This is a genomic window from Nocardiopsis xinjiangensis YIM 90004 (assembly GCF_000341145.1).
GTDB lineage: Bacteria > Actinomycetota > Actinomycetes > Streptosporangiales > Streptosporangiaceae > Nocardiopsis > Nocardiopsis xinjiangensis.
On record NZ_ANBE01000051.1, the window covers coordinates 42,504 to 66,687 of the forward strand.

Below are 24,184 nucleotides of genomic sequence, written 5' to 3' on the forward strand. Positions count from 1 at the left end.
TCCCCCTCCAGCGAACAGCAGAACGAGAGGTGCCCGAATCGGGCGTGGGACAGGTACGGTGTTGTATATGAAGGTCGCTACCGGTGGGAGGGAGCGCGAATGATGGTCCTGCTTCGTCACCTGCTGGGTGACGTGCTCAGGCGGCTCCGGCAGCGTCAGAGCCGCACCCTCCGGCAGGTCTCGGCCGAAGCCCGTGTATCCCTCGGGTATCTGTCGGAGGTCGAACGGGGACAGAAGGAGGCCTCCTCGGAGCTGCTCTCCTCGATCTGCACCGCTCTCGGTGTCCCGCTCTCCCAGGTACTCAGAGAGGTTTCCGACCAGCTCGCTCTCGCCGAGCTCCAAGAGGCCGCGCTGCTCGGCGACTCCGTCGCCACCGAGCCCGTGAACGCCCAGGACCTCGGCATCGACCCGGTGCCGGACCGTGTTCCCCAGGTCCCCGACATGGTGGGGGTCTGACACGGGGACCGAACCGTCCGTACCGCGTCACCACGAACACGACGAAGGAGCCGTCCACCCCGGGGTGGACGGCTCCTTCGTTCTCGAAGCTCACCGGTGGGTGTGGTTGACCCAGGAATCGGGGTCCTCGGCCAGCGAGCGCACCAGCGAGGGCAGCTCGTTCGTGGCCAAGTGGTGCAGGGTGACCCCCTCCAGGATGGAGCGTTCGCTGGCCCGCAGAGCGATCCACACCTGCTGCAGGCTGCGGGCCGCCCCGTCGTAGTCCACCTCCTCGGGGCGTTCCCCGCGCACATTGGCGAGGGGACCGTCGACCGCCCTGATGATGTCGGCCAGGGAGATCTCGGCGGGGTCTCGGGCCAGCCAGTAACCGCCGACCGGCCCGCGTTGGCTGCGGACCAGACCGGCGCGACGGAGCTGGGTGAGGATGTTCTCCAGGAATTTTCCGGGGATGTCCTGTGCGCGAGCGAGCTGCTCGGCCGTCACCGGTCCGTCGGGGGAAATGGCGAGTTCTGCGGCCGCGCGGAGCGCGTAGTCGACCCGGGCTGAAAGGCGCATGCTGTGATTATGCCGTGTTCGGAAGGGCGAATGGGGCACTGATCGGTCGGCGCGGTGGCCGGACCTTCGTCGAGCTGTGAGACGGGGCGTCCGCCGGGCCGAACCGAGCGCGGCCGTCGGACGCCTCCAAGGGTACTTCTCCTACCGGCTCACGTGGACATGCTCGGCCCCTCCGGTTCCGGAACGGCCCCGCACCCGCCTGGGCGTACTCGTGCGCTTTGGGCGCGCCCTGCCCGCCGCGGGGCCGCGGGTGTGCACCGGGACGCACACCCGCACACGGATCAGACCCCGGGACGGGCCTTCTGCAACGCACCCCGGGCGCCCAGCAGTTCGGCAGCGCTGCGGCTGTTGACGTGCGCGGCGCCGTAGGTGCTCACATGCGTGCCGAGGTCCGGGCGCCAGATGGGCAGGCCCATCTCGACGATGACGGCCTCGGGCCGCGCGGCGAGCAGGGCGAGCACCAGGTCACGTGCAGCGGGGTAGCGGTGCGCATCACGCACCACCACGACCAGGTCCCGGCCGGCCGCCCGGGCCAACAGGTCCGCGGTGACCGCGGGGTCGGGGGAGACCCGGACGGTGTCGGCGAACCACGGGGCCAAGCCCCAGGGGACCTCGCCCACGGCCACACCGGCAGGTGCGTCCACCTCCACCACGAACGGGTCGTGCAGGCGCGGGGGCTCGCCGTGCACCCGGGTGGCCCGGCGCGCGACGGACAACCCCACACCGTCGGGCCCGGGCACGGACGCGCGCACGGCGGCGCGGTCCCGCACCCAGGTGCGCAGGGCCGAGTTGCGGGCCGCAGCCTCCTCCAGGCGTTCACCGGAGAGCCGTCCCTGCCGGACCGCTTCCACGAGCGCGGTACGCACCGCATCGACCTGATCGGCGTAGACGAACCGGCCCAGGCACAATAGGTCGCACCCGGCCGCGACCGCCAGCACACTGGCCTCGGGGATCCCGACACGCCCGCTCACCCCCTGCATCTCCATCGCGTCGCTGACCACCGTGCCCGTGAACCCCAGTTCCTCGCGCAGCACCCGGTTGAGCACGTGGTGGTTGAGCGTGGCCGGGCCGGGCCCGCCCAGCGACGGCATCTCGATGTGGGCGGTCAGCACCGAACGCACCCCCGCTTCCACGGCCGCACGGAACGGCCGCAGTTCGCGCTCACGCAGTACCTCGGCGTCGGCCTGCACCAACGGCAGCACGTGGTGGGAGTCCTGCGAGGTCGCTCCGTGACCGGGGAAATGTTTGGCGCAGGCCACCACCCCGGCGTCGTGCAGTCCCAGCACCGACGCCTTCGCGTGCCGCGCCACGAGTGCGGGGTCGGCACCGAACGAACGGGTGCCGATGACGGGGTTGTCGTCGGCGACGTTGACGTCCACCGACGGGGCCAGGTCCATGTTGAACCCCAGATCGGCCAGGCGCCCGCCCATCTCCCGGTGGGTGGCCCGGGTGAGCTCGGTGTCGTCGACCGCGCCCAGGGCCGCGTTGCCGGGGTAGTCGCTGCCGCGTGCCTGGCCGATGCGGGTGACGTCCCCGCCCTCTTCGTCCAGGGAGATCAGCGGGGTGTCGGCGGCTTCCCCCAACTGCGTGTTCAGGGCCCGGATCTGATCCGGACCCTGGAGGTTGTTGTGGAACAGACAGACACCGGAGACGCCCTCGGCCAACCCCTCCAGCACCCATCGTGGTGCGTGATGGGACTCGAAGGGGACCATCAGTGTGGCGTTGGCCAGACGAGCCAGGGCGGGGTCGAGCGGCATCGCGAACTCCGTTCGGTGATCAGGAGGGTGCCCGGTCGGGCAGACGTGAGCGGGACGTGGCGGCGCGGTCGGGCCGGGGCGGCGCACGGCCGCCCCGGCCGGGCCCTCAACCCTTGACCGCGCCCATGGTCAGGCCGGAGACCATCCGGCGCTGGACGAGCAGGAAGAAGATCATCACGGGCACGGTCAGCAGGGTGGAGGCGGCCATGACGGAGCCCCACTCCACGGAGACCGCCCCGAAGTAGTACTGGAGAGAGATCGGCAGCGTGTAGGCCCCGGTGTTGTTCTGCAGGAACGTGAAGGCGACGAGGAACTCGTTCCACGCGGTGATGAACGCGAAGATGCTCGCCGCCCCCAGCCCGGGAGCGACCAGCGGCATGAGGATGCGCCAGAAGATCGTCCACCCGCTCGCCCCGTCGATGGCGGCGGCCTCCTCCAGGGACTTGGGCACCGCCGCCACGAAGTTGCGCACCATGAGGATCGTGATGGGCAGTGCCACCGCCACGTAGACGACGAAGACCCCGGAGAGGTTGTTGACCAGCTCCATGTCCAGGGTCCGGCCCAGGTGGAAGAAGTTGACGAACAGAGAGATGATCAGCGCCTCGACCGGCACCATCTGGATGACCATGAGCATCAGGATGAAGGCGCCGCGCAGCGAGAACCGGAAACGCGCCACGGCCACCGCCGCCAGCAGCGACACCAGCGCTGCCACGGTCACCGACCCCACGGTCACGACGAGGCTGTTGGTGAGGAAGGACCAGAACGAGGTGCCCGGGATCAGCACCCCCGACAGCACCCGTTCGAAGTGCTCCAGGGTGAGCTCGCCCGGGAACAGCGTCGGTTCCCGCGTGAAGATCTCCCCCGTCGGGCGCAGGGCCGTGGCCAGCACCCAGTACACGGGAAAGACCGCGAAGAGCAGTACCGCGAGCGCGGCCGCGTACATCCCCGCGCGTCCGAGGATCCGTCGGACCCGGTAACGGTTGTTCATCGGGCCTCCTCCTGGTGGATCATCACGCGCAGGTAGTACGCGCTGATGGCGAGCACCAGGACGGTCATGATCACCGCGATCGCCGATCCCATCCCGTAGTTGGGCGGGGTCGAGGCGAAACCGAGCTGGTAGATGTAGGTCGGGATCAGGGCCACGTCCCGGTTGGAGACGCCGCCGGCGAGGATGAACAGCTGGGTGAAGATCCGGAAGTCCCAGATGATCTGCAGGACCAACAGCAGGGCGAACAGCGGCCGCAGCATCGGGAAGGTGACGTTCCAGAAGCTCTTCCAGGCGCCGGCCCCGTCGATACGGACGGCCTCGTACAGGTCACCGGGGATCGACTTGAGCCCGGCCAGGACGCTGATCGCCACGAACGGGAACGACTGCCAGACCACGGTCACCACCAGGATGGGGAACAGGGTGACCGGTGAGTTGAACCAGTTGAAGTCCTGCCAGCCCCCGCCCACGAGCCAGTCCGGTAGCGCACCCAGTACGGCGTTGACCAGCCCGTAGCGCGTGTCGAACAGCCACCGGTGGACGATGGCGGCGCTGATGACCGGGGTGGCCCAGGCCAGCATCAGGCCCAGCCCCAGCACGGTCGAGGCCCAGTTCGGGAGCTTGTGCAGGAGGAGACCCACCAGGGTCCCCAGCAGCATCGTCAGCGCCACCATGGCCAGGCAGACCACGATGGTGTTCCGGAAGATCTCCCAGAACCGTTCGTCGGTCAGCACGTCCAGGTAATGGGCGAAGGAGTTCCACTCGGCCTGCTGTCCCTGGAGCTGCTGCAGACCGTAGCTGTGCAGCGACATCCAGAGCATTTGGAGGATCGGCCACAGCAGCACCAGCGCCAGGATCGTCAGGGCCGGCAGGATCAACAGGTAGGGGGTCAGTCGTCGGCGTCTGTGCACCGTGAGCCGGGCTGCCGCACGGCTCCGTTCCTCGGGGGGTTCGGGGACCACGGCGGGGGGTCCCTCCACTTTTGTCATGGGTGATCTCACCTGGCGTCGTTCGGGGACGGCCGGTCGGCGGCCGTCCCGTCGGGGGCGCCGCGCGGGGCGGCCGCGTGCCTACTCGTCCGTGGGGCGGTTGAGCGCCTCGGTGAGCTCTTGGTCGAGTTCGGGCAGCACGTCGTCGGCGTCCTCGCCCTCGGCCAGGCGCTCGACGGCGTTCTGGACCGTGGCCAGTTCCCACTGGACGTGGCCCCAGTTGGGGGTGTCGGGGAACAGGCGCAGCTCACCCGTGGCCTGGGTGGCGGCCCCGGCCTGCACCGGGTCCTCCTGGAAGGTGTCGCTCTCCAGCACGTCCTCGAACGTGGGGAACATCGACGCGATCTCGTTGTAGGGGACCGCGTTCTCCTTGCTGTTGAGCGTGGTGATGTAGTCGAAGGCGGCCTCCGGGTGCTCGGAGGTGCCCCACACCGCCAGGTCGGAGCCGCCGCCGAAGGCCGGGGCCATACCGTCCACCCCGGGGATGGGGGCGGTGGCCCAGTGCTCGGTGTGCTCGTCGTTGATGTCGGCGATCTGGTCCGCGGCCCAGGGGCCGTCGATGAACATGCCGACCTCGCGGTTGGCGAAGTCGGCGTGGCCGCACTCGACCTCGTCGATGCCCACGCAGGCGCTGGGGGAGTGGCCGTCGGAGATCAGGTCCGCGTAGAACTCCAGGCCCTCGGCGGTCTCGGGGGTGTCGAGCTGACCGACCCACTCACCGTCCTCCTCGACGGCGAACTCGCCGCCGGCGGCCCACACGAAGCTGCCGATGCCGTTGACGAAGTCGGTGGGCGCGGCCATGCCGGGGATGTCGTACTCCTCCTCCAGGGCCTCGGCGACCTCGATGAGCTCGTCCCACGTCTCGGGCGGCTCGTGGCCGATCTCCTCGAGCTGGTCGGTGTTGTACCAGAGGGCACGCACGCCGCTGTACCAGGGCACGGAGTACTGGGCGTCGTCGAAGGTGCCGTTGGCGTAGGCGGCGTCCAGGAGGTCCTCGCGCTCCTCCCACCCCTCGGCCAGGTCGGCGACGTCGTAGAGGGCGCCGGCGTCGGCCCAAGTCGCGACCTGGTCGTTGCCGATCTCGACCACGTCGGGGCCGCCGCTGACCATGGCGGTCTGGAAACGCTGGGAGAACTCGCCCCACGGGATCCACTGGATCTCGACCTCGGTGTCGGGGTAGAGCTCCTGGTACTGCTGGGTGACGTCGTCCATGAACGTGTTCTGGTCCCCGTCGGCATCACCCATGCGCCACACGGTGAGGGTGTCGGGGGCCTCTCCGGAACCCGTGCCGTCGTCGGAACCTCCGCCGCAAGCCGCGGCCAACAGCACCACGGTGCCCGCCGCTGCGAACCTGGTGAGTCTCATGTGTACCTCTCTCCCTTTGCCGGGCCGACTGGGGTGGGTCGGCCGGGCACGAGCCGACCTGGGACCATGGAGGCAGGTCCGGGGAGGGCTCGACGTCCGTATGGGGTGTGTGCTGGGATTTGCACGTTCTCCGTCCCGCCGGTGGGGGCCGGGAGGGTCTGAACGGCCGCCGTTGTGGGAGAAGCGCCGTGCGGACCTGCCGGGACGTGACCTCCTGTGAGGTTGTGAGTTAAATTAACAGGAAACTTTCCTAATAAAAACAGGGTGAGGTATCACGGTTATGTCTCAACGTCCGGGGACCCCCAGGCTGCTCCGCCAGCTCAACGACCGGGCGGCGCTGGAGTTGCTCCTGACGGAGGGCCCGCTGACCCGGACCCAACTGGGCACCCGCACCGGCCTGTCCAAGGTGACCGCGTCCCAGCTCCTCTCCCGCCTCGAGGAGCGCGACCTCGTCCGGGTCGTGGGCAGCCGAGCAGGAGGGCGCGGCCCCAACGCCGCCCTGTACGCGGTCGTTCCCGAGAGTGCCTACGTCGCCGCCCTCGACGTCAGCGCCCAACGGGTCACCGCCACCATCGCCGACATCACCGGCGAGGTCGTGGCCGACGTGAGCGTCGACCCCACCGCCTCCGACGACCCGGTCTCCCTCGTGCACACCGCCGTGCGCCGCCTCGTCGAGACCGCCGGCGTGCCCCTCGCCAAACTCCGCGCCTGCGTCATAGGCACACCCGGAGTCGTCGACCCGCGCACCGGGGACATCCGGTTCTCCTTCGACCTCATGTCCTGGCACGAAGGCGTCCTGGAGGCCCTGCGCACCGCACTGGAACGCTCGATCGTGATCGAGAACGACGTCAACCTCGCCGCCCTGGCCGAACACGCCGAGGGCACTGCCGAAGGGGAGGCCGAGTTCGTCCTCATCTGGCTCAGCGCCGCCGGCGGCGTCGGCATGTCCACCATGATCGACGGGCGTATCCACCGCGGGCGCTCCGGCGGCGCCGGCGAGATCGGCTACCTGCCCGTGCCCGGTGCGCCGCTGCCCACCGACGTCGGCCTCTCGGGCGGCTACGAATCCCTGAGGAACGACGGCGACCGCGAACTCCCGCACGGGTTCCAGGCCCTGGTCAAGGCCGGACAGATCGTCGAACTGGCCGCCGAACACGGCATCACCGGCGAGGACGTCACCGACGTGGTGCGCTCGGCCTCCCGGACCGACACCCCCGAGGCCGACGCGTTCCTCGGGGCCTTCGCCGAGCGCCTCGCCCGCGGGATCGCCGCCGTCAGCGTCGTCCTCGACCCCGGGCTCGTGGTCCTGGGCGGCGACGTGGCCCAGGCCGGTGGGGACAAACTCGCCGAGCGCGTCCGCGCCGCGACCGCGCGCATAGCACCGAACGGGACCGAGATCGGGCTCGGCCGGGTCGAAGGCAGCCCCGTGGTGCGCGGTGCTCTCCTGCACGCCCTCGAACACGCCCGCGACGAGGTCTTCTCCTCCACCGTCTAGGCGCCTCGGAGCCCGCGGCGCATCACGACCCGCGGCGCGACCCGGATCTGGGCTTCCTGCTCCCACACACGCCGCAGCTGCGGGCCCCACTCGGCCCCACCCACCTCCCGGAACCCGCGGCGCGCGTACCAGGGGCCGTTCCAGGGCACGTCGCGGAAGGTCGTCAGTGTCACCGCGGGAAAACCCTCCTCGAGGGCACACCCGCACACCTTCGCCAACAGCCGTGAACCCACACCCCGGCGCCCCACCGCCGGGTCCACGGCCAGCTCTTCCAGGTGGAGGGCCCCGTCGACGGTGCCGGTGGCCGCCAGGCCCACCACCCGGCCCGCCGCGGGGCCCTCGGCGACCAGGACCCGTTCGGCGCACGCGACCATCTCCGCCGGATCGTCCGGGGGCAGCACCAACCCCGCGTCGGCGAACAACGTCCCCGCCGCGCGTGCGACCGCAGCCACCGCCGCCCCGTCCCCGGCGCGCATCCCCCGCACCCGCACCTGCATCGACGACCTCCCGATTCCCGTCCGTACCGGCGACCCTTCCTACCGCCCCGCGGGCCGTTGGGCCACCCGTTTTCCACCCGCACGGGAATCCGTGCTCAACGCCGAAGGCGCAGGCCCCTGGGGCTCACGTGGAACCCCGCCGCCACCAGCGCGGAGTCCAACGCACCACCGAAGACCTCGCCCCCGTCGGCACGGTCCACCGTCACCGTGTCCGGCCCCCGCTCACGCACCGCGGCCACCAACGCCACCGCCGCACGCTCCAACAACACCGGCCCCGCACCGAACGTGGACGCCGTCCCCGAGGACAACCGCAGGAACAGCGTCGGCTCACCACCGTCCAGCACCACCAGCGCCCGCCCCGACGAGGACGGGCTCGACTCACCCGAGGACGGCCACCGCAACAGCCGCCCGTACGGATTGGCCGGATCGCTCGCTGCCAACACCACCGGCTCCGACGGGCCGCCCGGCCCCTCGCCCGAGAGCGACCGCAACCGGTCCACCGCACCCGGCACAGCGAACTGGGAACCGCCCAGACCCTCCACGAAGTACCCGCGCCGCACCCGGCCCGCCCCTTCCAAGGAACGCAGCACCTGGTACTCCTCCCGGCCCAGCGCCCCGCCCCGCTCACCCGGGGCCAACAACCCGTACGCGTCCAGCCGGGCCTCCACCCGCGCCAACACCCGACGGGTCGGGTCCGGATCCGGCCCGGCCAACAGCGACCACCGCCCCGCCGCCGTCGGCGGTCCCGAACGCGAAGGCATCACCGGGCGCGAACGCCGCCCGCCACGCGGGGACGTGCGCCGCCGCGCCGACGGGGCCCCCGACCCCGGCCGCACCCGCAGCGGGGCCATCGAGTCGTTGGTGACCCGGCCCGCCCACACCAGCGCCCACAGCGCCCGCACCAACTCACCATCGGCCACCGCCGTGCCGCTCTCCCGCGCGACCCGGTCCGAGACCTCCCGGAAGAACATGCCGCCCCCACCGGAGAGCACCGACAACACCGCCACGGCCACATCGTCCTCCTCCGGAACCGGGGCCGGATCCGGCAACAACAGCGGTGCCTCGTCGGCCGGCACCAGACACACCCGGCCCTCGCCCGACGGCAGCTCCCCGGACCCGGCCCACACCACCTCACCCGCCTGGGTGAGCTCATCCAACATCGCCGGGACATACCCCTCGACCCGCGACGGCAGCACCGAGGTCTCCAACTCCGACGCCGACAACGGCTCCCCGCGCAGAGCCTCCACCGCGGCGAACACCGCATCCGGGCCCCGCAATCGCGCACCCGGCACTGCGTTCTGCCACAGCGGGACGAAACGGGCCAGAGCCGCGGGCGCCACCGGCTCGGCCTCACCCCGCAACCGGGCGATCGACCCCCGGCGGATCCGGCGCAGGACCCCGGACCCGCACCACTCCTCACCCCGGCCATCCGGACGGAACGCACCCCGAGCGACACGCCCGTCCGCCGCCAACGACCGCAACGCCCCCTCCACCACCTCCTCCGGCAACCCCCAACGCCGCGCCGCCTCGCCCGCCGTGAACGGTCCGTGCGTGCGCGCGTACCGCGACAACAGATCCCCCCGCGGATCGGCCACCGGCTCCAGGAACGCCGCCGGGATCCCGTCAGGGAGCACCGCGCCCACCCCGTCACGCAGCCGGGCCGCATCCTCCACCGCAGCCCAGCGCTCCTCACCGGCCACCCGCACCGACAACGCCCGCCCCGCCCCGGCCAACTCCGCCAACCACGCCGGCTCCACCCCGCGTTCGGTGACCTCGCCCGCGCTCAGCGGACCCACCTCGCGCAACAGGTCCGCGGTCGCCTCCACACCCGGAACCGGTCCGTCCAGACGCTGGACCCGCGCCTGGACCTCCTCCATCACCCGGGGGTCCAACAGATCCCGCAGATCGGCCTCGCCCAACAGGTCCCGCAACAGCGAAGTGTCCAGCGTCAACGCCTGCGCGCGCGACTCCGCCGCAGGGGCGTCCCCCTCGTACAGGAACGCCGCCGTGTAATCCATCAACAGCGACCGGGCGAACGGCGACGGGTGATCGGTACGCACCTCCACCACCCGGGTCCGCCGATCCCGGATCGACCGCGCCGCCTCCACCAGCGCCGGTACGTCGAACACGTCCCGCAAGCACTCCCGCACCGTCTCCAACACGATCGGGAACGACCCGTACCGGCCCGCCACCGACAACAGGTGCTGCGAGCGCAACCGCTGCTGCCACAACGGCATCCGCCGGTCCGGGCGCTGACGCGGCAACAGCAGCGCCCTGGCCGCGCACTCACGGAACCGTGCCGCGAACAGCGCCGACCCCGTGAGCTCCTGCGCCACCAGGTCCATCACCGAGTCCGGATCCAACGACACCAGGTCCGCGAGCTCCCGCGAGAGCGCCCCCGGATCGTGCTCGACATCGGGCAGACGCAACACGATCCCGTCGTCACCGTGCACCGCCTGCGCATCCACCCCGAACCGCTCCCGCAGCCGAGCACCCAACGCCAGCGCCCACGGGGCATGCACCCGCGCGCCCAGCGGCGAGTGCACCACCACCCGCCAGTCACCCACCTGGTCACGGAAGTGCTCGACCACCACCGTGCGGTCGTCGGGCACCACCCCGGTGGCCTCACGCTGCTCCGAGAGATACTCCAACAGGTTGTCGGCCGCCCACGCGTCCAGCCCCGAACCCTCGGCCCACTCCCGCGCCTCGTCCGCAGCGGCCGCCGCCAGCTCCCGCACCGTGGCGCCCACCGCACGCCCCAGCTCAGCCGGTCGGCCCTGCGAGTCGGCCTTCCAGAACGGCATCCGCCCCGGACGCCCCGGCGCCGGCGAGACCATCACCCGATCAGCGGTGATCGCATCGATACGCCACGAACTCGACCCGAGCACGAACACGTCGCCCACCCGCGACTCGTAGACCATCTCCTCGTCCAACTCACCCACCCTCGTGGGAGCACGGCCGCCACCCGACCCGGACAGGTGCACCCCGTACAGCCCGCGGTCGGGGATGGTCCCGCCACTGATCACCGCCAGCCGCTGCGCCCCCGGCCGGGCCCGCAGCACACCGGCCTCCCGGTCCCACACCACCCGGGGACGCAGCTCGGCGAACTCGTCGGAGGGATAACGCCCCGACACCATGTCCAGCACCGACTCCAGCACGCCCTCGCTCAGCTCCGCGAAGGGGGCCGCACCCCGTACCAGCCCCGCCAGCTCGCCCACGGGCCAGTCCTCCATCGCGACCATCGCCACGACCTGCTGGGCGAGCACGTCCAACGGGTTCGAGGGCATGGACAACTCCTCGATCGCCCCCTCATGCATCCGCCCGGCCACCACCGTCGTCGCCAACAGGTCCCCGCGGAACTGCGGAAGGAACACCCCGCGCGAGGTCTCACCCACCTGGTGCCCGGCCCGCCCCACACGCTGCAGGCCACTGGCCACAGACGGCGGCGACGACACCTGCACCACGAGGTCGACCGCGCCCATGTCCACCCCCAGCTCCAGGCTCGAGGTGGCCACCACACACCGCAGGAGCCCGTCCTTGAGCTCGCCCTCGATGACTTCCCGCTCGGCCTTGGACATCGACCCGTGGTGGGCGCGTGCCACGACCGCCTCCGCGCCCCGGCTCTGCCCCGCCTGCCCGACGAGCTGTGCCGTCCTCTCCTCCTCGGGCAGCTCCACCCCCAGACGGTCGGCGTGCAGATCGTTCAGGCGCGCGCACAGGCGTTCGGCGGTACGGCGTCCGTTGGTGAACACGATCGTGGACCGGTGCTCCGAGACCAGGTCGAGCACCCGCCGCTCCAGATGCGGCCACACCGAGCCCCGGCTCATGCCCCGCTCACCCGAGCGGGCCTCACGCCCTGCGTCCGGATCGGGTGCCTGGCCCGGCTCCGCCAGGTCCGGTACCGGGGCCTGCACCCGCAGGTCCATCGACGGGGTGTCCGGGGGAGCCACGACCTGTGCCCCGCCCAGGAACCGTGCCACGACCTCGTGCGGGCGCACCGTCGCCGACAGTCCCACACGCTGGGGCGGGCGTTCGGTCAGGGCACCCAACCGCTCCAGACTCAGCGCCAGATGCGCACCGCGTTTGGTGCCGGCCAGCGCGTGCACCTCGTCGACGATGACGGTCTCGACCCCTGCCAGCCCTTCCCGGGCCTGCGAGGTCAGCACCAGGAACAGCGACTCGGGCGTGGTGATGAGTACATCCGGCGGATGCGTGGCCATGCGGCGCCGCTCCTGCGCGGGTGTGTCACCGGTGCGTACCCCCACGGTCACGGGGGAGACCTCCCGGCCGGAAGCCTGTGCCTCGGTGACGATTCCGGCCAACGGCGCGCGCAAGTTGCGTTCGATGTCCACCGCCAGCGCCTTGAGCGGGGACACGTACAACACCCGGCAGCGGCGCGCGCGGTCCTCGGGCACCGGCTCGGCAACCAAGCGGTCCAGCGACCACAGGAAGGCCGAGAGGGTCTTGCCGGAGCCGGTGGGGGCCACCACCAGTGTGTCCTCGTCGCGGGAGATGGCCTCCCATGCCTGCTCCTGGGCGGGGGTGGGGCCGTTGGGGAAGGCGTACTCGAACCAGGTCCGGGTGGCGGGCCCGAACCGCTCCAGAGGGTCGCTGCTCATCGGGCCAGTGTGACGCGCGGTTCGGACATTTCCCCGGAGGGGACGGGCGGGCGTGCCGATCCCCGATACTGGGGCCGATGCGACTCACGCTCTTCTGGAACAACATGCACGCACAGTTCGGTGAGGCCTACGCCGAGAGCCTCGCCAAGGACTACGTCCTCGAACAGCTCGGCTCGCGCACGATCGAACAGGCTCTGGACGAGGGTGCCTCGCCCAAAGAGATCTGGAGGGCGGTGTGTGAGGCGTTCGACCTTCCGGCCACGGCGCGCTGAACGGGGCCGGCGCGTGTGCCCGCTGTCCCCGGCCCGGCCGGTGTTCGCAGGCGAATCGAACACAGGTTCGGGTAGTGTGGGTTGTCCACAGGCAGGCGCTGAGCGTCGAGAATGTCGTACCGAGCGCGTAGCGTCAGGCCCATCATGAAGAAGAAGGCACCGACCCAACAGGGGAATCCCGTGGCTACTGGAGACCGAGACAAAGCTCTCGACACAGCGCTCGCGCAGATCGAGCGACAGTTCGGCAAGGGCTCCGTCATGCGCCTGGGTGACGACGACCGCCCGCCGATCGAGTCGATCCCCACGGGGGCGATCGCGCTCGACGTCGCGCTCGGTATCGGTGGTCTCCCCAGGGGCCGGGTCGTCGAGGTGTTCGGCCCCGAATCGAGCGGTAAGTGCCTGACGGCCGACACCCACGTGTGGACCGACCGGGGCATGGAGACCGTCGCCGAACTCTTCGAGCGCGCCGGGCAGCCCGCTACCTGCACCAGCCGGGTCACCGACATCCGCGACCAGGGCATCAGGGTGGTCAACGAGCGCGGGGAGCTGGAGACCGTCGCCGCCCTGACCCACAACAACCGCAAGCCCGTCCTGCGCCTGACCACAGCATCCGGGCGCCGGGTCAGCGTGACCCACAACCACCCGTTGCGCGTGATGAACGGCGAGGGATTCGTCGTCTGGCGCAAGGCAGGGGCACTGCACGAGAACGACACACTCGTCTCCGCACGGTTCGGCGCCAACGAAGCCGCCCTGGGCTCCGGCCTCAGCGAGGACGAGGCCGTCCTCCTCGGCTACCTCGTCGCCGAAGGCACCCTCGGTTCCGAGACCTCCCTGCGCTTCACCAACGGCGACGACGAGGTCGGCCGCGAGTTCACCTCCATCGCCACCTGGCTCTTCGACACCGAGGTCAAGACCTACCAGGGCAACAACTGCACCGAATACGTCCTGCCCGGCAAGAAGCTGCGCGAGCACGTCGCCGAACGCTACGGGCTCGACCTGGTGGGATCGGCCGGCAAGAGCGTCCCCTCCGTGGTCCGCACCGGCGGAGACAAGATCCAACGAGCCTTCTTGTCCGCGCTCTTCGAGGGCGACGGTTGGATCGACGCCTCTTCCACGGTCGGCCTCGCCAGCGCCTCCGAGCAGCTGGCCCGCGATGTCCAGCTCCTGCTCTACGGCCTGGGCGTCCCCGCTTCGCTCTACAGCAAGTACAACCCCGCCCACGAACGCGACTACTGGACCGTGACGGTCAACCCGTCGCTGGCCCACCGCTTCCTCGACGAGATCGGGTTCCGTTCGCAGCGCCGTGCGGCGCAGGTGGAGGAGAACTTCCGGCTTTCTTCGCGGAGCCCGCAGTTCGAGAACATCCCGAACCTCGGCGGGCTGATCCGCAGCCTGCGGGACAGCTTCGGCGGCGACCGCGACTTCGACCGCATCGCGGGCGACCTCTTCGCCGACGGGGGCGCACTGCCCTGCAGTCGCAACCGCCTGGTGGAGATCCTCGACTGGGCCGACAGCCGGGAGCAGAAGCCGTCGGCCTCGGCCGAGGTCATCCTGGCGCACTTGCGTGAGCTCCTCACCGCCCCGTACACCTACGAGGCGATCACCTCGATCGAGGACGCGGGCGAGCAGCCCACGTTCGACCTGATGCTGCCCGAGACACACAGCTTTGTGGCCAACGGAGTGCTCTCGCACAACACCACCGTCGCCCTGCACGCGGTCGCCAGCGCCCAGAAGCAGGGCGGTATCGCCGCGTTCGTCGACGCCGAGCACGCCCTCGACCCCGTCTACGCGGCCAAGATCGGCGTCAACACCGACGACCTGCTGCTCTCCCAGCCCGACACCGGTGAGCAGGCGCTGGAGATCGTCGACATGCTGATCCGCTCCGGCGCGATCTCCATCATCGTCATCGACTCGGTGGCCGCTCTGGTGCCCCGCGCCGAGATCGAGGGCGAGATGGGCGACAGTCACGTCGGTCTGCAGGCCCGCCTCATGTCGCAGGCATTGCGCAAGATCGCCGGTGCATTGAGTTCCACCGGAACGACCGCAATTTTCATCAACCAATTGCGGGAAAAAGTCGGCGTCATGTTCGGCTGCATGCATTATAATACCCGGGTGACCTTGGCCGACGGTAGTCAGGAGAAGATCGGAAAGATCGTCAACCAGGAAATGGACGTCGAAGTCCTTTCCTACGACCCGGAGAAGAACGAAGTCGTTCCGCGTAAGGTCGTCAACTGGTTCGACAACGGTAAGACTGACCATTTCCTGCAGTTCACCGTCGCGCGCTCGGGCAAGAACGGCCGCTCCCAGTTCGCCGCCACCCCCAACCACCTCGTCCGGACGCCCGGAGGCTGGCGCGAGGCCGGTGAACTCCTCCCGGGCGACCGGGTCCTCACCACGCAGCAGCACTTCCTCAACGACCAGCAGCGCCAGGTCGTGTTCGGCTCCCTGATGGGGGACGGCTGCCTCTCCGCCAACACCCAGGGGCGCACCGGTACACGCTTCCGGATGGGGCACGGGGCCGAGCAGGAGGCCTACCTGGACTGGAAGGTCTCTCTCCTGGGCAACATCGGGTGCAGCCGCACCACCAACGAGAAGGGCGCGGTCTTCGCCGACTTCACCCCCTTGCCCGAACTCGCCGAGCTGCGCGAAGCGATGTACTTCGGGGACGGCAAGAAGCACCTGAGCTGGGAGTTCCTCAAACAGCTCACCCCGTTGTCGCTGGCCGTCTGGTACATGGACGACGGTTGCTTCACCGTGCGGTCCAAGGGCGCACAGGCCCGTACCGAGGGCGGCAGCGGCCGCATCGAGATCTGTGTCGAGGCGATGGGCCAGGGGAGCAGGGAACGCCTGGTGGATCACCTGCGCGACCACTACGGGCTCGACGTCAAGCTGGACAGGCGCGGGAGCCGAGAGATCTCCGTCATCAAATTCACCACGGCTGCGAGCGCGCAGTTCCAGGAGATCGTGGCGCCGTACGTGCACGAATCCATGGCCTACAAGCTCCTGCCGCGGTTCCAGGGACACTGCGAGGTCGAGGCCGTCCACTCCGAGCCGGTGGACCGTCTGGTGGCCGAGCCCATCCTGGACATCCAGGTCAAGCCGGAGACCCGGGGGATGCACCGGTTCGACATCGAGGTCGAGGGCAACCACAACTACTTCGTCGACGGCGTCATGGTGCACAACAGTCCGGAGACCACCACTGGCGGGCGTGCGCTGAAATTCTATTCTTCGGTGCGCCTGGACGTCCGTAGGATCGAAACCCTCAAGGACGGCACCGACGCGGTCGGCAACCGCACACGCGCCAAGGTCGTGAAGAACAAGGTGGCTCCGCCCTTCAAGCAGGCGGAATTCGATATTCTTTATGGTGTAGGAATTTCCCGCGAGGGCAGCCTCATCGACCTGGGTGTGGAACACGGAATCGTGCGCAAGTCCGGTGCCTGGTACACCTACGAGGGTACGCAGCTGGGCCAGGGCAAGGAGAATTCCCGCAACTTCTTGCACGAGAACGTCGACATGGCCAACGAGATCGAGAAGAAGATCAAGGAGAAGATGGGGGTGCCCACCGGGGAGGACAGTTCCTCGGAGGCCCCGAAGGCAGCCCAGGGCGAGGCGGAGACCAAGGCGGAATCCAAGCCGGCCCCGGCCAAGTCCACGGCCAAGCGCACCACGAAGAGCACCAAGGCGCCCGCCGACGATGAGTGATGCGGGCGGCACCCATCAGGAGGCCCCCGAACCGGATCCGCCGGGCGGGCGCAGCGGCCCGCCCGGCGAGGACCCCGAGGCCAAGGCCCGGGGATTGTGTCTGCGCATGCTCACCCACAACCCGCGCACCCGCGCACAGCTCGAACGCGCCTTGCTGCGCCGCGGGTTCGAGGAGGAGACCGTCTTCTCGGTCCTGGGTACTTTCAGCGAGGCCGGGCTCATCGACGACCGCCTCTTCGCCGAGGCCTGGGTCTCCTCGCGCCACCACGGCCGGCGCCTGTCCCGCAAGGCCCTGGCGCGGGAACTGCGCACCCGGGGGATCGAGGAGGAGACCGTCCGCGAGGCCGTGGACGGGCTCACCGACGAGGACGAGGAACAGGCCGCCCGCGACCTGGCCCGCCGCAGCCTGTCCGGTTCCCGCAGCAAGGAGGAACAGACCCGTGTACGGCGGGCCCTGAGCGTGCTGGCCCGCCGCGGGTATTCGTCGGGCCTGTCCTACCGGGTGGTTCGGGAAGAGCTGGAGACCGAGGGTATGGACGTGGAGCTGCCCGGCCCCGACCTGTGAACCGGTCCTCGGACAAGAGCGGCGCCGGGTGGGGCCTCGTACGGACCCACCGGCTCACGTGTGGGTCGGGTCGGCCTCCGGGCCTTCGGGGCCCCGGCCCCCGGCCGGGTCCGTGCCCGTGGCGGTGCCGGTGCTCGCGTCCTGCTCGGCCGTTTGCTCGTGCGGACCGGAAGCCTCTTCCGCGCCGGAACCCTCGGTCCCGGACCCGTCCCGCGGTTCTTCGGCCTCCGGGCGCGGCTCCGGCGGGGACGTGGTCAGTTCCAGGGACGGCACGTCCGCGGTGAAACCGAAGACCGTGGCGTAGAACCCCAGTTCCGCCTCCAGCGAGCGGACGCGGGCCGCGGACCCGGCGAACCCGTGTCCCTCGCCCCCGAACTCCAGCAGTGCGTGCTCCACGCCCCGTTCCCCCAGTCCCCGGGCCATGGCGGTGGCCTGGTCGGGCGTGACGACCGTGTCCTCCTGTCCCTGCAACAGCAGGACCGGCGCGTCGATCTCCTCGACGCGGTTCAGGGGGGAGCGCTCGCGGTAACTCTCCTCGAACCCGGGCAGCGGGCCCACGAGGGTGTCCAGGAACCGGGACTCGAAGTCGTGGGTGGTCTCGCCGAACCCCAGCAGGTCGGTCACCCCGAAGAGGGACACCCCGCACGCGAAGGTGCCGCCGGTCAGCGCCAGCAGCGCGGTGAACCCGCCGGCGCTCGGACCGCGCACCGCCAACCGTTCCGGGTCGGCCTCCCCACGCTCGGCCAGGGCCCGGGCCACGGCTGCGCAGTCCTCCACGTCGACCACGCCCCACTGCTTGTGGAGGCGCTTGCGGTAGGAGCGTCCGTGCCCCGTCGATCCGCCGTAGTCGACGTCGGCCACCCCGATGCCGCGACTGGTGAAGTAGGCCTTGACCAGGTCGAACTCGGACGTGGAGTGCGAGACCGGGCCGCCGTGTGCCCACACCACGAACGGCGCGGGGCCCGACGCCTCCACCTCGGGGTTGGTCGGCGGGTACACACGCACGTGCACCGGAGCGCCGTACCGCCCGGGCAGGGACTCCTCCCGCGGTTCGGGCAGCAGCTCGGTTCCGGGCGGATCCTGCATCGAACGGTGCAGGACCTGCACCGTCGACGCCTCCGGGTCGATACGGACCAGGCACGGGGGAGTGGTGGGAGAGGAGGCCACCGCCACCGCCGTGCGCCCGTCCGAGTGCAGCTGCGACCACGTCGTCAGGTCGGTGCGCACCGGTGCCAGGTCCAGGGTGTCGGGGTCGTACACGCTCGGGGTCAGGTCTCCCTCCCCGTGCAGCGCCACCACACGGCCCGAGTCCAGTATCTGGAACGAGCGGTGCCCCAGCCGTCCCGGCGGGGCGTGGAACTCCTCCTCGGCGGGGTACAGGGCGATCGCCTGCCCCGTCAGTCCGGCCTGGTACAGGTTCCAGAATCCGGGCCAGTCCGAGGCCACGTACAGGGTGTCCGTGTCCGCCCAGGCGGGGGAGACGACCGACTCCTCCACACCGCCCTTGACCGAGTACTCGTCGCTCAGTACACCCCCTGTGAGGGTGCCCACGCGCAGTTCGGTGCCGTCCCAGGGCATGCGCGGGTGGTTCCAGCGCACGTACGCCAGGTGGGTGCCGTCGGGTGAGGGGGTGGGGGAGGCGTAGAAGTCCGCGCCGGAGGTGAGCTCGACGATCGCCGAGGGGTCACTGCCGCCGCGTCCGGACAAGGGCACGCTCACGATCGACCTGCGGGGAGCACCGCCGTCGGCCGGGTGCTCCTCGCGCACGCACACGACACTCTTGCCGTCGGCGCCCAGGGCGGGGTCGGCGTAGCGCAGGCCCCGCTCGGACTCGGGTTCGGGTGTGAGCGGGAGCGGGGACTGCGAACCCCGGTCGAGCAGGTACAGGCGCTGGTCGTGGCTGTCGGAGAAGACCACGGCCATCCGCATGAGGGCCTTGTCGTCGCGTCGGGGGACGGGCAGGTGGGAGCGGCCCCCGTACTCGTGCACGCGGGTGCCCACGCTCCAGGAGGAGGGCAGCAGTTCGGTGACGGTGCCGTCGCCGTCCCGGTGCATCAGGGTGGTGCGGCCGCCCTCGTCGGGACGGTCCTCCTCCCACCAGACCTCGTTGTCCTCGATGCTGGGGAACGCCATCCGGCGGATCCCCCGCGCGACGTCACCGGCGCTGATGGGTGAGGGCCAGGAACCGTAGGGGTGGGGTAGTTCAGACATGTCCCGCTCAGGATCGGTCGTGGGTTCGTTTCTGGTGACATGTCGACCATAACCAGCCATGGGATGCTGTGTGCAGTAGCGACCCTCCGTGGGGAGAGGCGTCCTCGCCGCAGGTGACACGCTGGTTCACGTGCGTACACGTCGGGTATCGTTCCCGATTCGTGACGCCGACGACACAGCCAGGGCACGGGCTGCGTTCTATGCTTTCGCGGATGTCACGTTGGTGACCGTCGGTCAGGCACGTCCCGCGATCCGGGTCGCGTGCCGGTGGCCGTTGTCACCTCACTGCTAGAGAGGATGCCAGCGATGAGCAAGGGACGCAGGATCCGCGCCTCCGTGGCCGTCGCCGCGGCGGGTGCGCTCGCGTTGTCCGCCTGTACACCTCCTGAGGAGGCGGACGGCCCCGGGAACGAAACCGACGACACGCAGTTCCTCCGCCTCGCCACCGGTTCGACGGGCGGCACTTACTATCCGCTCGGTGGTGAGATCGCCCAGCTCTGGAGCGAGCACGTCGACGGTGTGAGCGTCGACTCCTTCCCCACCGGTGCGTCGGTGCAGAACCTGCGCGCGCTCGAGGGGGCCACCGAGGACGAGGAAGAGGGCCAGATCGACCAGGTCGAGTTGATCATGGCGGTCAACGGCGTGGCGATGCAGGCGCAGGAGAGCGACGGCCCGTTCGAGGAACAGCCGCTCGAGAACCCCGACGACATCGCCTTCCTCGGCAACATCTACCCCGAGGTCATGCAGGTCGTGGCGCTGGCCGACTCCGACATCGAGTCGATCGGGGACCTGGACGGCGCCGACGTCGAGGTCGGCCCGGCCGGCAGCGGTACCGAGGTCGCCGCCCGTGACATCCTCGACGCCTACGGTATCGACCCGGACGAGGACATCAACGCCTACGACAGCAACTTCGGCGACGCGGCCAGCGCGCTCGGCGACGGTCAGGTCGATGCAGCGTTCGGCATCCTCTCGGTCCCGGCCGCCGGGATCGAGGAGGTCTCGGCCAACAACGACGTCCGCATCCTGCCGATCGAGGGTGAGGAGGCCGAAGGGCTCCAGGAGACCGACGAGAGCTACAGCCTCATGGACATCGAGGGCGGCACCTACAACGGTCAGGACGAGGACGTGACCACCCTGACCCAGTGGGCCTCGCTGTACACCACCGGTTCGCTGGACGAGGACACTGCCTACGAGCTGACCCGTGTGATGTACGAGCACGCCGATGAGCTGGGCCACGCCGTGGGCGAGCAGGTCCAGCTCGACAACGCTCTGGACGGGCAGGGTCCGATGGAGCTGCACCCCGGTGCAGAGCGTTTCTACGAGGAAGAGGGCGTTCTCTAGAACGGTCTTCCATGGCGTGCGGATGACGCGCCTGGGTGTGAGTTCGGTGAACGCGCCCAGCCCTGGACCGAGGGAACATCGTCAGGGCCGTCCGTGGTGATCGGGCGGCCCTGACCCGTGAAGGAGCACCGGGCCGTCCGTGTGGGGACGGTGCTGTGCCCCGCGGTCCGGGGCGGGGCCGTTCGTCTGGATCCGAGAGGGGCCGGCGCGGTTCCTCTCCCGTGGTGAGTGGCGGGCGATCCCCGCCGAGTGAAGGATGGGGCGATGACAACGGATTCCCGACCGCCGGACGGATACGACGAGTCCGGTGCGGGAGCGGCCACCACTGAGGGTGCGCTCGACGACTCCACGCTCGAGAGCATCGGCAAGGACATCTCCGGGCTCGAGAAGCAGGAGGAAGTGGTTGACGACGCCGGGATGGGCAGTCGTCAGGACCTGCAGACCCTGTGGCGCTGGACGGTGTTCTTCGGCGCCGTGCTCCTGGCCGTGTTCCACCTGTGGACGGCCGTGACCCAGACGCTGCCGCCGCTGCAGCAGCGCTCCCTGCACCTGGGGTTGGGTCTGGGGCTGGTTTTCCTGCTGTACCCGGCCCAACCCCGTGCCTCCGGCCCCCAAGGCGCCTTCTCCGGGGCGGTGATGACGGTCGGCCTGATGCTGCTGGCCTATCTCACGACCGGTGTCGCCAGCGGTGACAACACGGCCATGTACCTCTACCTGCCGCAGTGGGTGTTCGGCCTGCTGGCGGTCGCGGCGATCGCCGGGGCCTGGTGGTGGATCTTCAAGTGGCAACCCGACGGTCGTGGGACCCCCTCCAAGGCGCAGAAGAGCGCTGGTGCGACCCTGCTGGTCCTGACCGGTCTGATGTCCCTGGACCTGGTGTTCAGTGATGCCGCCGGCGGGTTCTTCTACCTGCCGGTCCTGGGCCTGGTGCTGGTGGTGCTGAGCCTGCTGCTGGCAGTGGTGCTGCTGCGTTTGCCGCAGGTGGTCCCGGTCTGGCTGTGGCCGGCCGTGACCCGTTGGGGTACGAGCGTCGCCGGTGTGCTCATCCTCCTCTACCTGGCCGTGTCCGGTGCTGCCGAGCTGAACGTGATCGGCCCGGCCCTGTTGGTCCTGGCCATGGTGCAGGGCTCCCGCTACCTTCCGTTCAAGATCCTGGGACTGCCGTTCGCGGACGTGGTCCTGGCGCTGCTGGGCGTGCTCGCCGGTCTCTACATGTTCTTCAACTACGAGGAGATCCAGAGCACCGTCGGCATCGTCAACCCGACCTACGTGGCCGTCGGCACGGTCGGGATCCTGCTCATCCTCGTGGCGGCCGCGCGTGTGCTGGGCCAAGCGCTGGTCGTGCTGGCCTCGGCCATGGTGGTCTTCGCCTACCTCGGGAAGTACATGCCCGGCTTCCTGCAGCACCGCGGGGCGAGCGTCGACCAGATCGTCACCAACCTCTGGGTGAGCACCGAGGGCGTGTTCGGGACCCCGCTGGGAATCTCGGCGACCTTCATCTTCCTGTTCATGATCTTCGCCGCCATGCTGCAGCGCACCGGCATGGAGAAGTTCTTCACCGACCTGGCGCTGGGCGCGACCGGTTCGGCGATCGGCGGGACCTCCAAGGTCGGCATCGTCACCAGTGCCTTCACCGGGACCATCACCGGCAGTTCGGTGGCCGGGACGGTCTCCAACGGCGCGTTCACGATCCCGATGATGAAGAAGTCGGGTTACAACCCCGAGTACGCGGGTGCGGTCGAGGCCTCCTCCTCCACCGGTGGCCAGGTCCTGCCGCCCATCATGGGCGCGGGCGCCTTCATCATGATCGAGTTCACCGGCGCCAGTTACCAGGAGATCCTGGTGGCCGCCGCGATCCCCGCGATGATGTTCTTCCTGGCCCAGTACGTGGTCGTGCACTACGACTCGAAGCGTTTCGGTATCGGCGGCCTGCCCAAGGAGATGCTGCCGAACGTGCGCCAGGTGCTGCTGACGCGTGGTTACCTGCTGATCCCCATCATCGCGATCTTCGGTCTGCTCTCGATGGGGTACTCGCCGATGTTCTCGGCCATGGGTGCCGTCGCGGCGGTCGTGGCCATCAACCTGCTCGTGCAGTTCATCACGGTTCCGTGGACCAGGATCGACGGGACGTGGCGCCTGCGGGCGGTGGGTGAGATCGCCGGCAACCTCGTGCGCCTGACCCTGCCGATCGCCGTCGCAGGTGCGGCGGCCGCCGCCCTGGTGTGGTTGGCGCAGGTGCTCGTCGCCGACGTCAACCGGGGTATCACCGCCCTGATCGCCTCGGCGATCATCGCGCTGGTCGCCGTGGTCGTGGTCAGTGCCTTCCGCAAGTGGGCCGCCCACGACCCCGACCGTCTGGACCTCAACTCGATCCTGGACGGCCTGGTCGGTGCGGCCCGCCTGGCGGTGCCGATCATCATCGCCTGTGCCGCGGCAGGCATCATCGCCGGTGTCATCACCACCACCGACCTGGGCCTCAAGCTCTCGTCGGGCCTGCTCGGCGTGGCCGACAGCATCTCCGCCGGTATCGCTTCCGGCCTGGACCGGATCGCGGCCTCCGCGCTGCTGTCCTGGGCGGACCTGGGCGCCGACTTCGGGCCCCAGCTCGTGCAGGACCTGCGCTTGGACCTGGCGCTGATCCTGGCCATGTCGATGCTGGCCTGCCTCGTCCTGGGCATCGGCCTGCCGACCACCGCGAACTACGTCATCACCGCCACCCTGGCGGCCCCGGCGATCGTGCAGGTGCTCGCCGGCGAGTTCGACGTTCCGCAGATCTCCATGCTGCTGATGGCGCACCTGTTCGTGTACTACTACGGCGTCCTGGCCGACATCACCCCACCGGTCTGTCTGGCGGCCTACGCGGCCTCGGGCATCTCCGGCGGCAACGCGGTACAGACCGGTGTGTACGCGGTGCGTATCGCCAACGCGGCCTTCATCATGCCGTTCATGTTCGTGTTCAACCCGGCCCTGCTGTTGCAGGACGTCACGTTCCTGGAGGGTGTCTTCTCGGTCATCTCCGGAGCGGTCGGCGCGGTTCTGGTGTCGTTGGGCCTGGCCGGGTTCATCAAGCGCAATGTGCCGTGGCTGTTGCGTTCCGGACTCATCATCGCCGGCCTGCTGGTCGTCTCCCCCGGGATCCTGGTGACCGTGCTCGGCCTGGCCCTGGGCGGTGGTGTCTACGCGTTGGAGTCGTGGCGCACCCGCGACCTGCCCAATTTCGTGGTCGACACCGACGGCATGCAGCCGATGGGTCGGAACAAGAACCGCTTCGCCGACGCTTAGCGCCGTTCGGGAAGGGCTACGGCCCCGTGTCCGGTGACCCCGGGCGGATTCTTGGGGTCCTCGCAACACCTGACGGTCTACGTGGTCGTCAGT

At 69.9% G+C, this 24,184-nt stretch carries 15 protein-coding genes and 1 pseudogene; 8 read left to right on the top strand and 8 right to left on the bottom strand.

From position 1 onward, the window contains the following. The first annotated feature begins 99 nt into the window (after positions 1-99). Positions 100-456, top strand: coding sequence for a helix-turn-helix domain-containing protein (locus D473_RS0121660; protein WP_017578479.1), 357 nt, complete (start codon positions 100-102; stop codon positions 454-456). Positions 457-546: 90 nt separating this feature from the next. Here D473_RS0121660 and D473_RS0121665 read toward each other — a convergent pair whose 3' ends face one another. The 5 genes from D473_RS0121665 to D473_RS0121685 form a co-directional block, all read right to left on the bottom strand. Further along, on the bottom strand, positions 547-1,011 hold the full coding sequence (locus D473_RS0121665; protein ID WP_017611137.1) for an RrF2 family transcriptional regulator: 465 nt from the start codon (positions 1,009-1,011) through the stop codon (positions 547-549). A 281-nt stretch (positions 1,012-1,292) separates the two neighbouring features. After that, complete coding sequence (locus D473_RS0121670; protein WP_017611138.1) at positions 1,293-2,768, bottom strand: glycoside hydrolase family 3 protein; 1,476 nt, start codon at positions 2,766-2,768, stop codon at positions 1,293-1,295. Between the two features lie 106 nt (positions 2,769-2,874). Continuing rightward, positions 2,875-3,756 carry a carbohydrate ABC transporter permease gene (locus D473_RS0121675; protein ID WP_017611139.1) on the bottom strand — a complete coding sequence of 294 codons (882 nt, stop codon included), beginning with the start codon at positions 3,754-3,756 and terminating at the stop codon, positions 2,875-2,877. After that, entirely contained in the window at positions 3,753-4,742 is a 990-nt protein-coding gene (locus D473_RS0121680) for a carbohydrate ABC transporter permease (RefSeq protein ID WP_033353795.1), read from the bottom strand. Before D473_RS0121680 ends, D473_RS0121675 begins: the two co-directional genes overlap by 4 nt. 81 nt (positions 4,743-4,823) lie before the next feature. Further along, positions 4,824-6,107: an extracellular solute-binding protein gene (locus tag D473_RS0121685; protein ID WP_017611141.1), complete on the bottom strand. Its 1,284-nt coding sequence runs from the start codon at positions 6,105-6,107 to the stop codon at positions 4,824-4,826. Positions 6,108-6,387: 280 nt separating this feature from the next. Between D473_RS0121685 and D473_RS0121690 the strand changes: the two genes are divergently transcribed. After that, positions 6,388-7,602, top strand: a complete 1,215-nt coding sequence (locus tag D473_RS0121690) for an ROK family transcriptional regulator (protein ID WP_017611142.1) — start codon at positions 6,388-6,390, stop codon at positions 7,600-7,602. Here the strand turns inward: D473_RS0121690 and D473_RS0121695 are convergent. Beyond that, positions 7,599-8,099, bottom strand: coding sequence for a GNAT family N-acetyltransferase (locus D473_RS0121695; protein ID WP_017611143.1), 501 nt, complete (start codon positions 8,097-8,099; stop codon positions 7,599-7,601). The genes D473_RS0121690 and D473_RS0121695 overlap by 4 nt on opposite strands. A gap of 95 nt (positions 8,100-8,194) precedes the next feature. After that, entirely contained in the window at positions 8,195-12,718 is a 4,524-nt protein-coding gene (locus tag D473_RS0121700; RefSeq protein WP_017611144.1) for a DEAD/DEAH box helicase, read from the bottom strand. Between the two features lie 77 nt (positions 12,719-12,795). Here D473_RS0121700 and D473_RS0121705 point away from each other — a divergent pair, with 77 nt between their 5' ends. The 4 genes and pseudogenes from D473_RS0121705 (at position 12,796) to D473_RS0121715 (ending at position 17,257) form a co-directional block, all read left to right on the top strand. Further along, positions 12,796-12,990: a DUF3046 domain-containing protein gene (locus D473_RS0121705; protein WP_017611145.1), complete on the top strand. Its 195-nt coding sequence runs from the start codon at positions 12,796-12,798 to the stop codon at positions 12,988-12,990. Between the two features lie 144 nt (positions 12,991-13,134). Then, positions 13,135-13,398 (top strand): annotated as a pseudogene (locus D473_RS28475) (recombinase RecA); the annotation flags it as partial. Next, a complete protein-coding gene (recA, locus tag D473_RS28795; RefSeq protein WP_449406458.1) occupies positions 13,390-16,692 on the top strand; it encodes an intein-containing recombinase RecA in 3,303 nt (1,100 codons plus the stop codon). The pseudogene D473_RS28475 and the gene recA, both read left to right, overlap by 9 nt. Then, positions 16,685-17,257, top strand: a complete 573-nt coding sequence (locus tag D473_RS0121715; RefSeq protein ID WP_017611147.1) for a regulatory protein RecX — start codon at positions 16,685-16,687, stop codon at positions 17,255-17,257. The genes recA and D473_RS0121715 overlap by 8 nt, the downstream gene beginning before the upstream one ends. A gap of 54 nt (positions 17,258-17,311) precedes the next feature. Here D473_RS0121715 and D473_RS0121720 read toward each other — a convergent pair whose 3' ends face one another. Beyond that, positions 17,312-19,468: a S9 family peptidase gene (locus tag D473_RS0121720; RefSeq protein WP_017611148.1), complete on the bottom strand. Its 2,157-nt coding sequence runs from the start codon at positions 19,466-19,468 to the stop codon at positions 17,312-17,314. A 306-nt stretch (positions 19,469-19,774) separates the two neighbouring features. On the opposite strand from D473_RS0121720, the gene D473_RS0121725 reads away from it, so the two are divergent. Together D473_RS0121725 and D473_RS0121730 are read left to right on the top strand one after the other, a co-directional pair. Next, positions 19,775-20,809, top strand: a complete 1,035-nt coding sequence (locus D473_RS0121725; protein WP_017611149.1) for a TAXI family TRAP transporter solute-binding subunit — start codon at positions 19,775-19,777, stop codon at positions 20,807-20,809. A 264-nt stretch (positions 20,810-21,073) separates the two neighbouring features. After that, entirely contained in the window at positions 21,074-24,091 is a 3,018-nt protein-coding gene (locus D473_RS0121730; protein ID WP_017611150.1) for a TRAP transporter permease, read from the top strand. Positions 24,092-24,184: the final 93 nt, after the last annotated feature.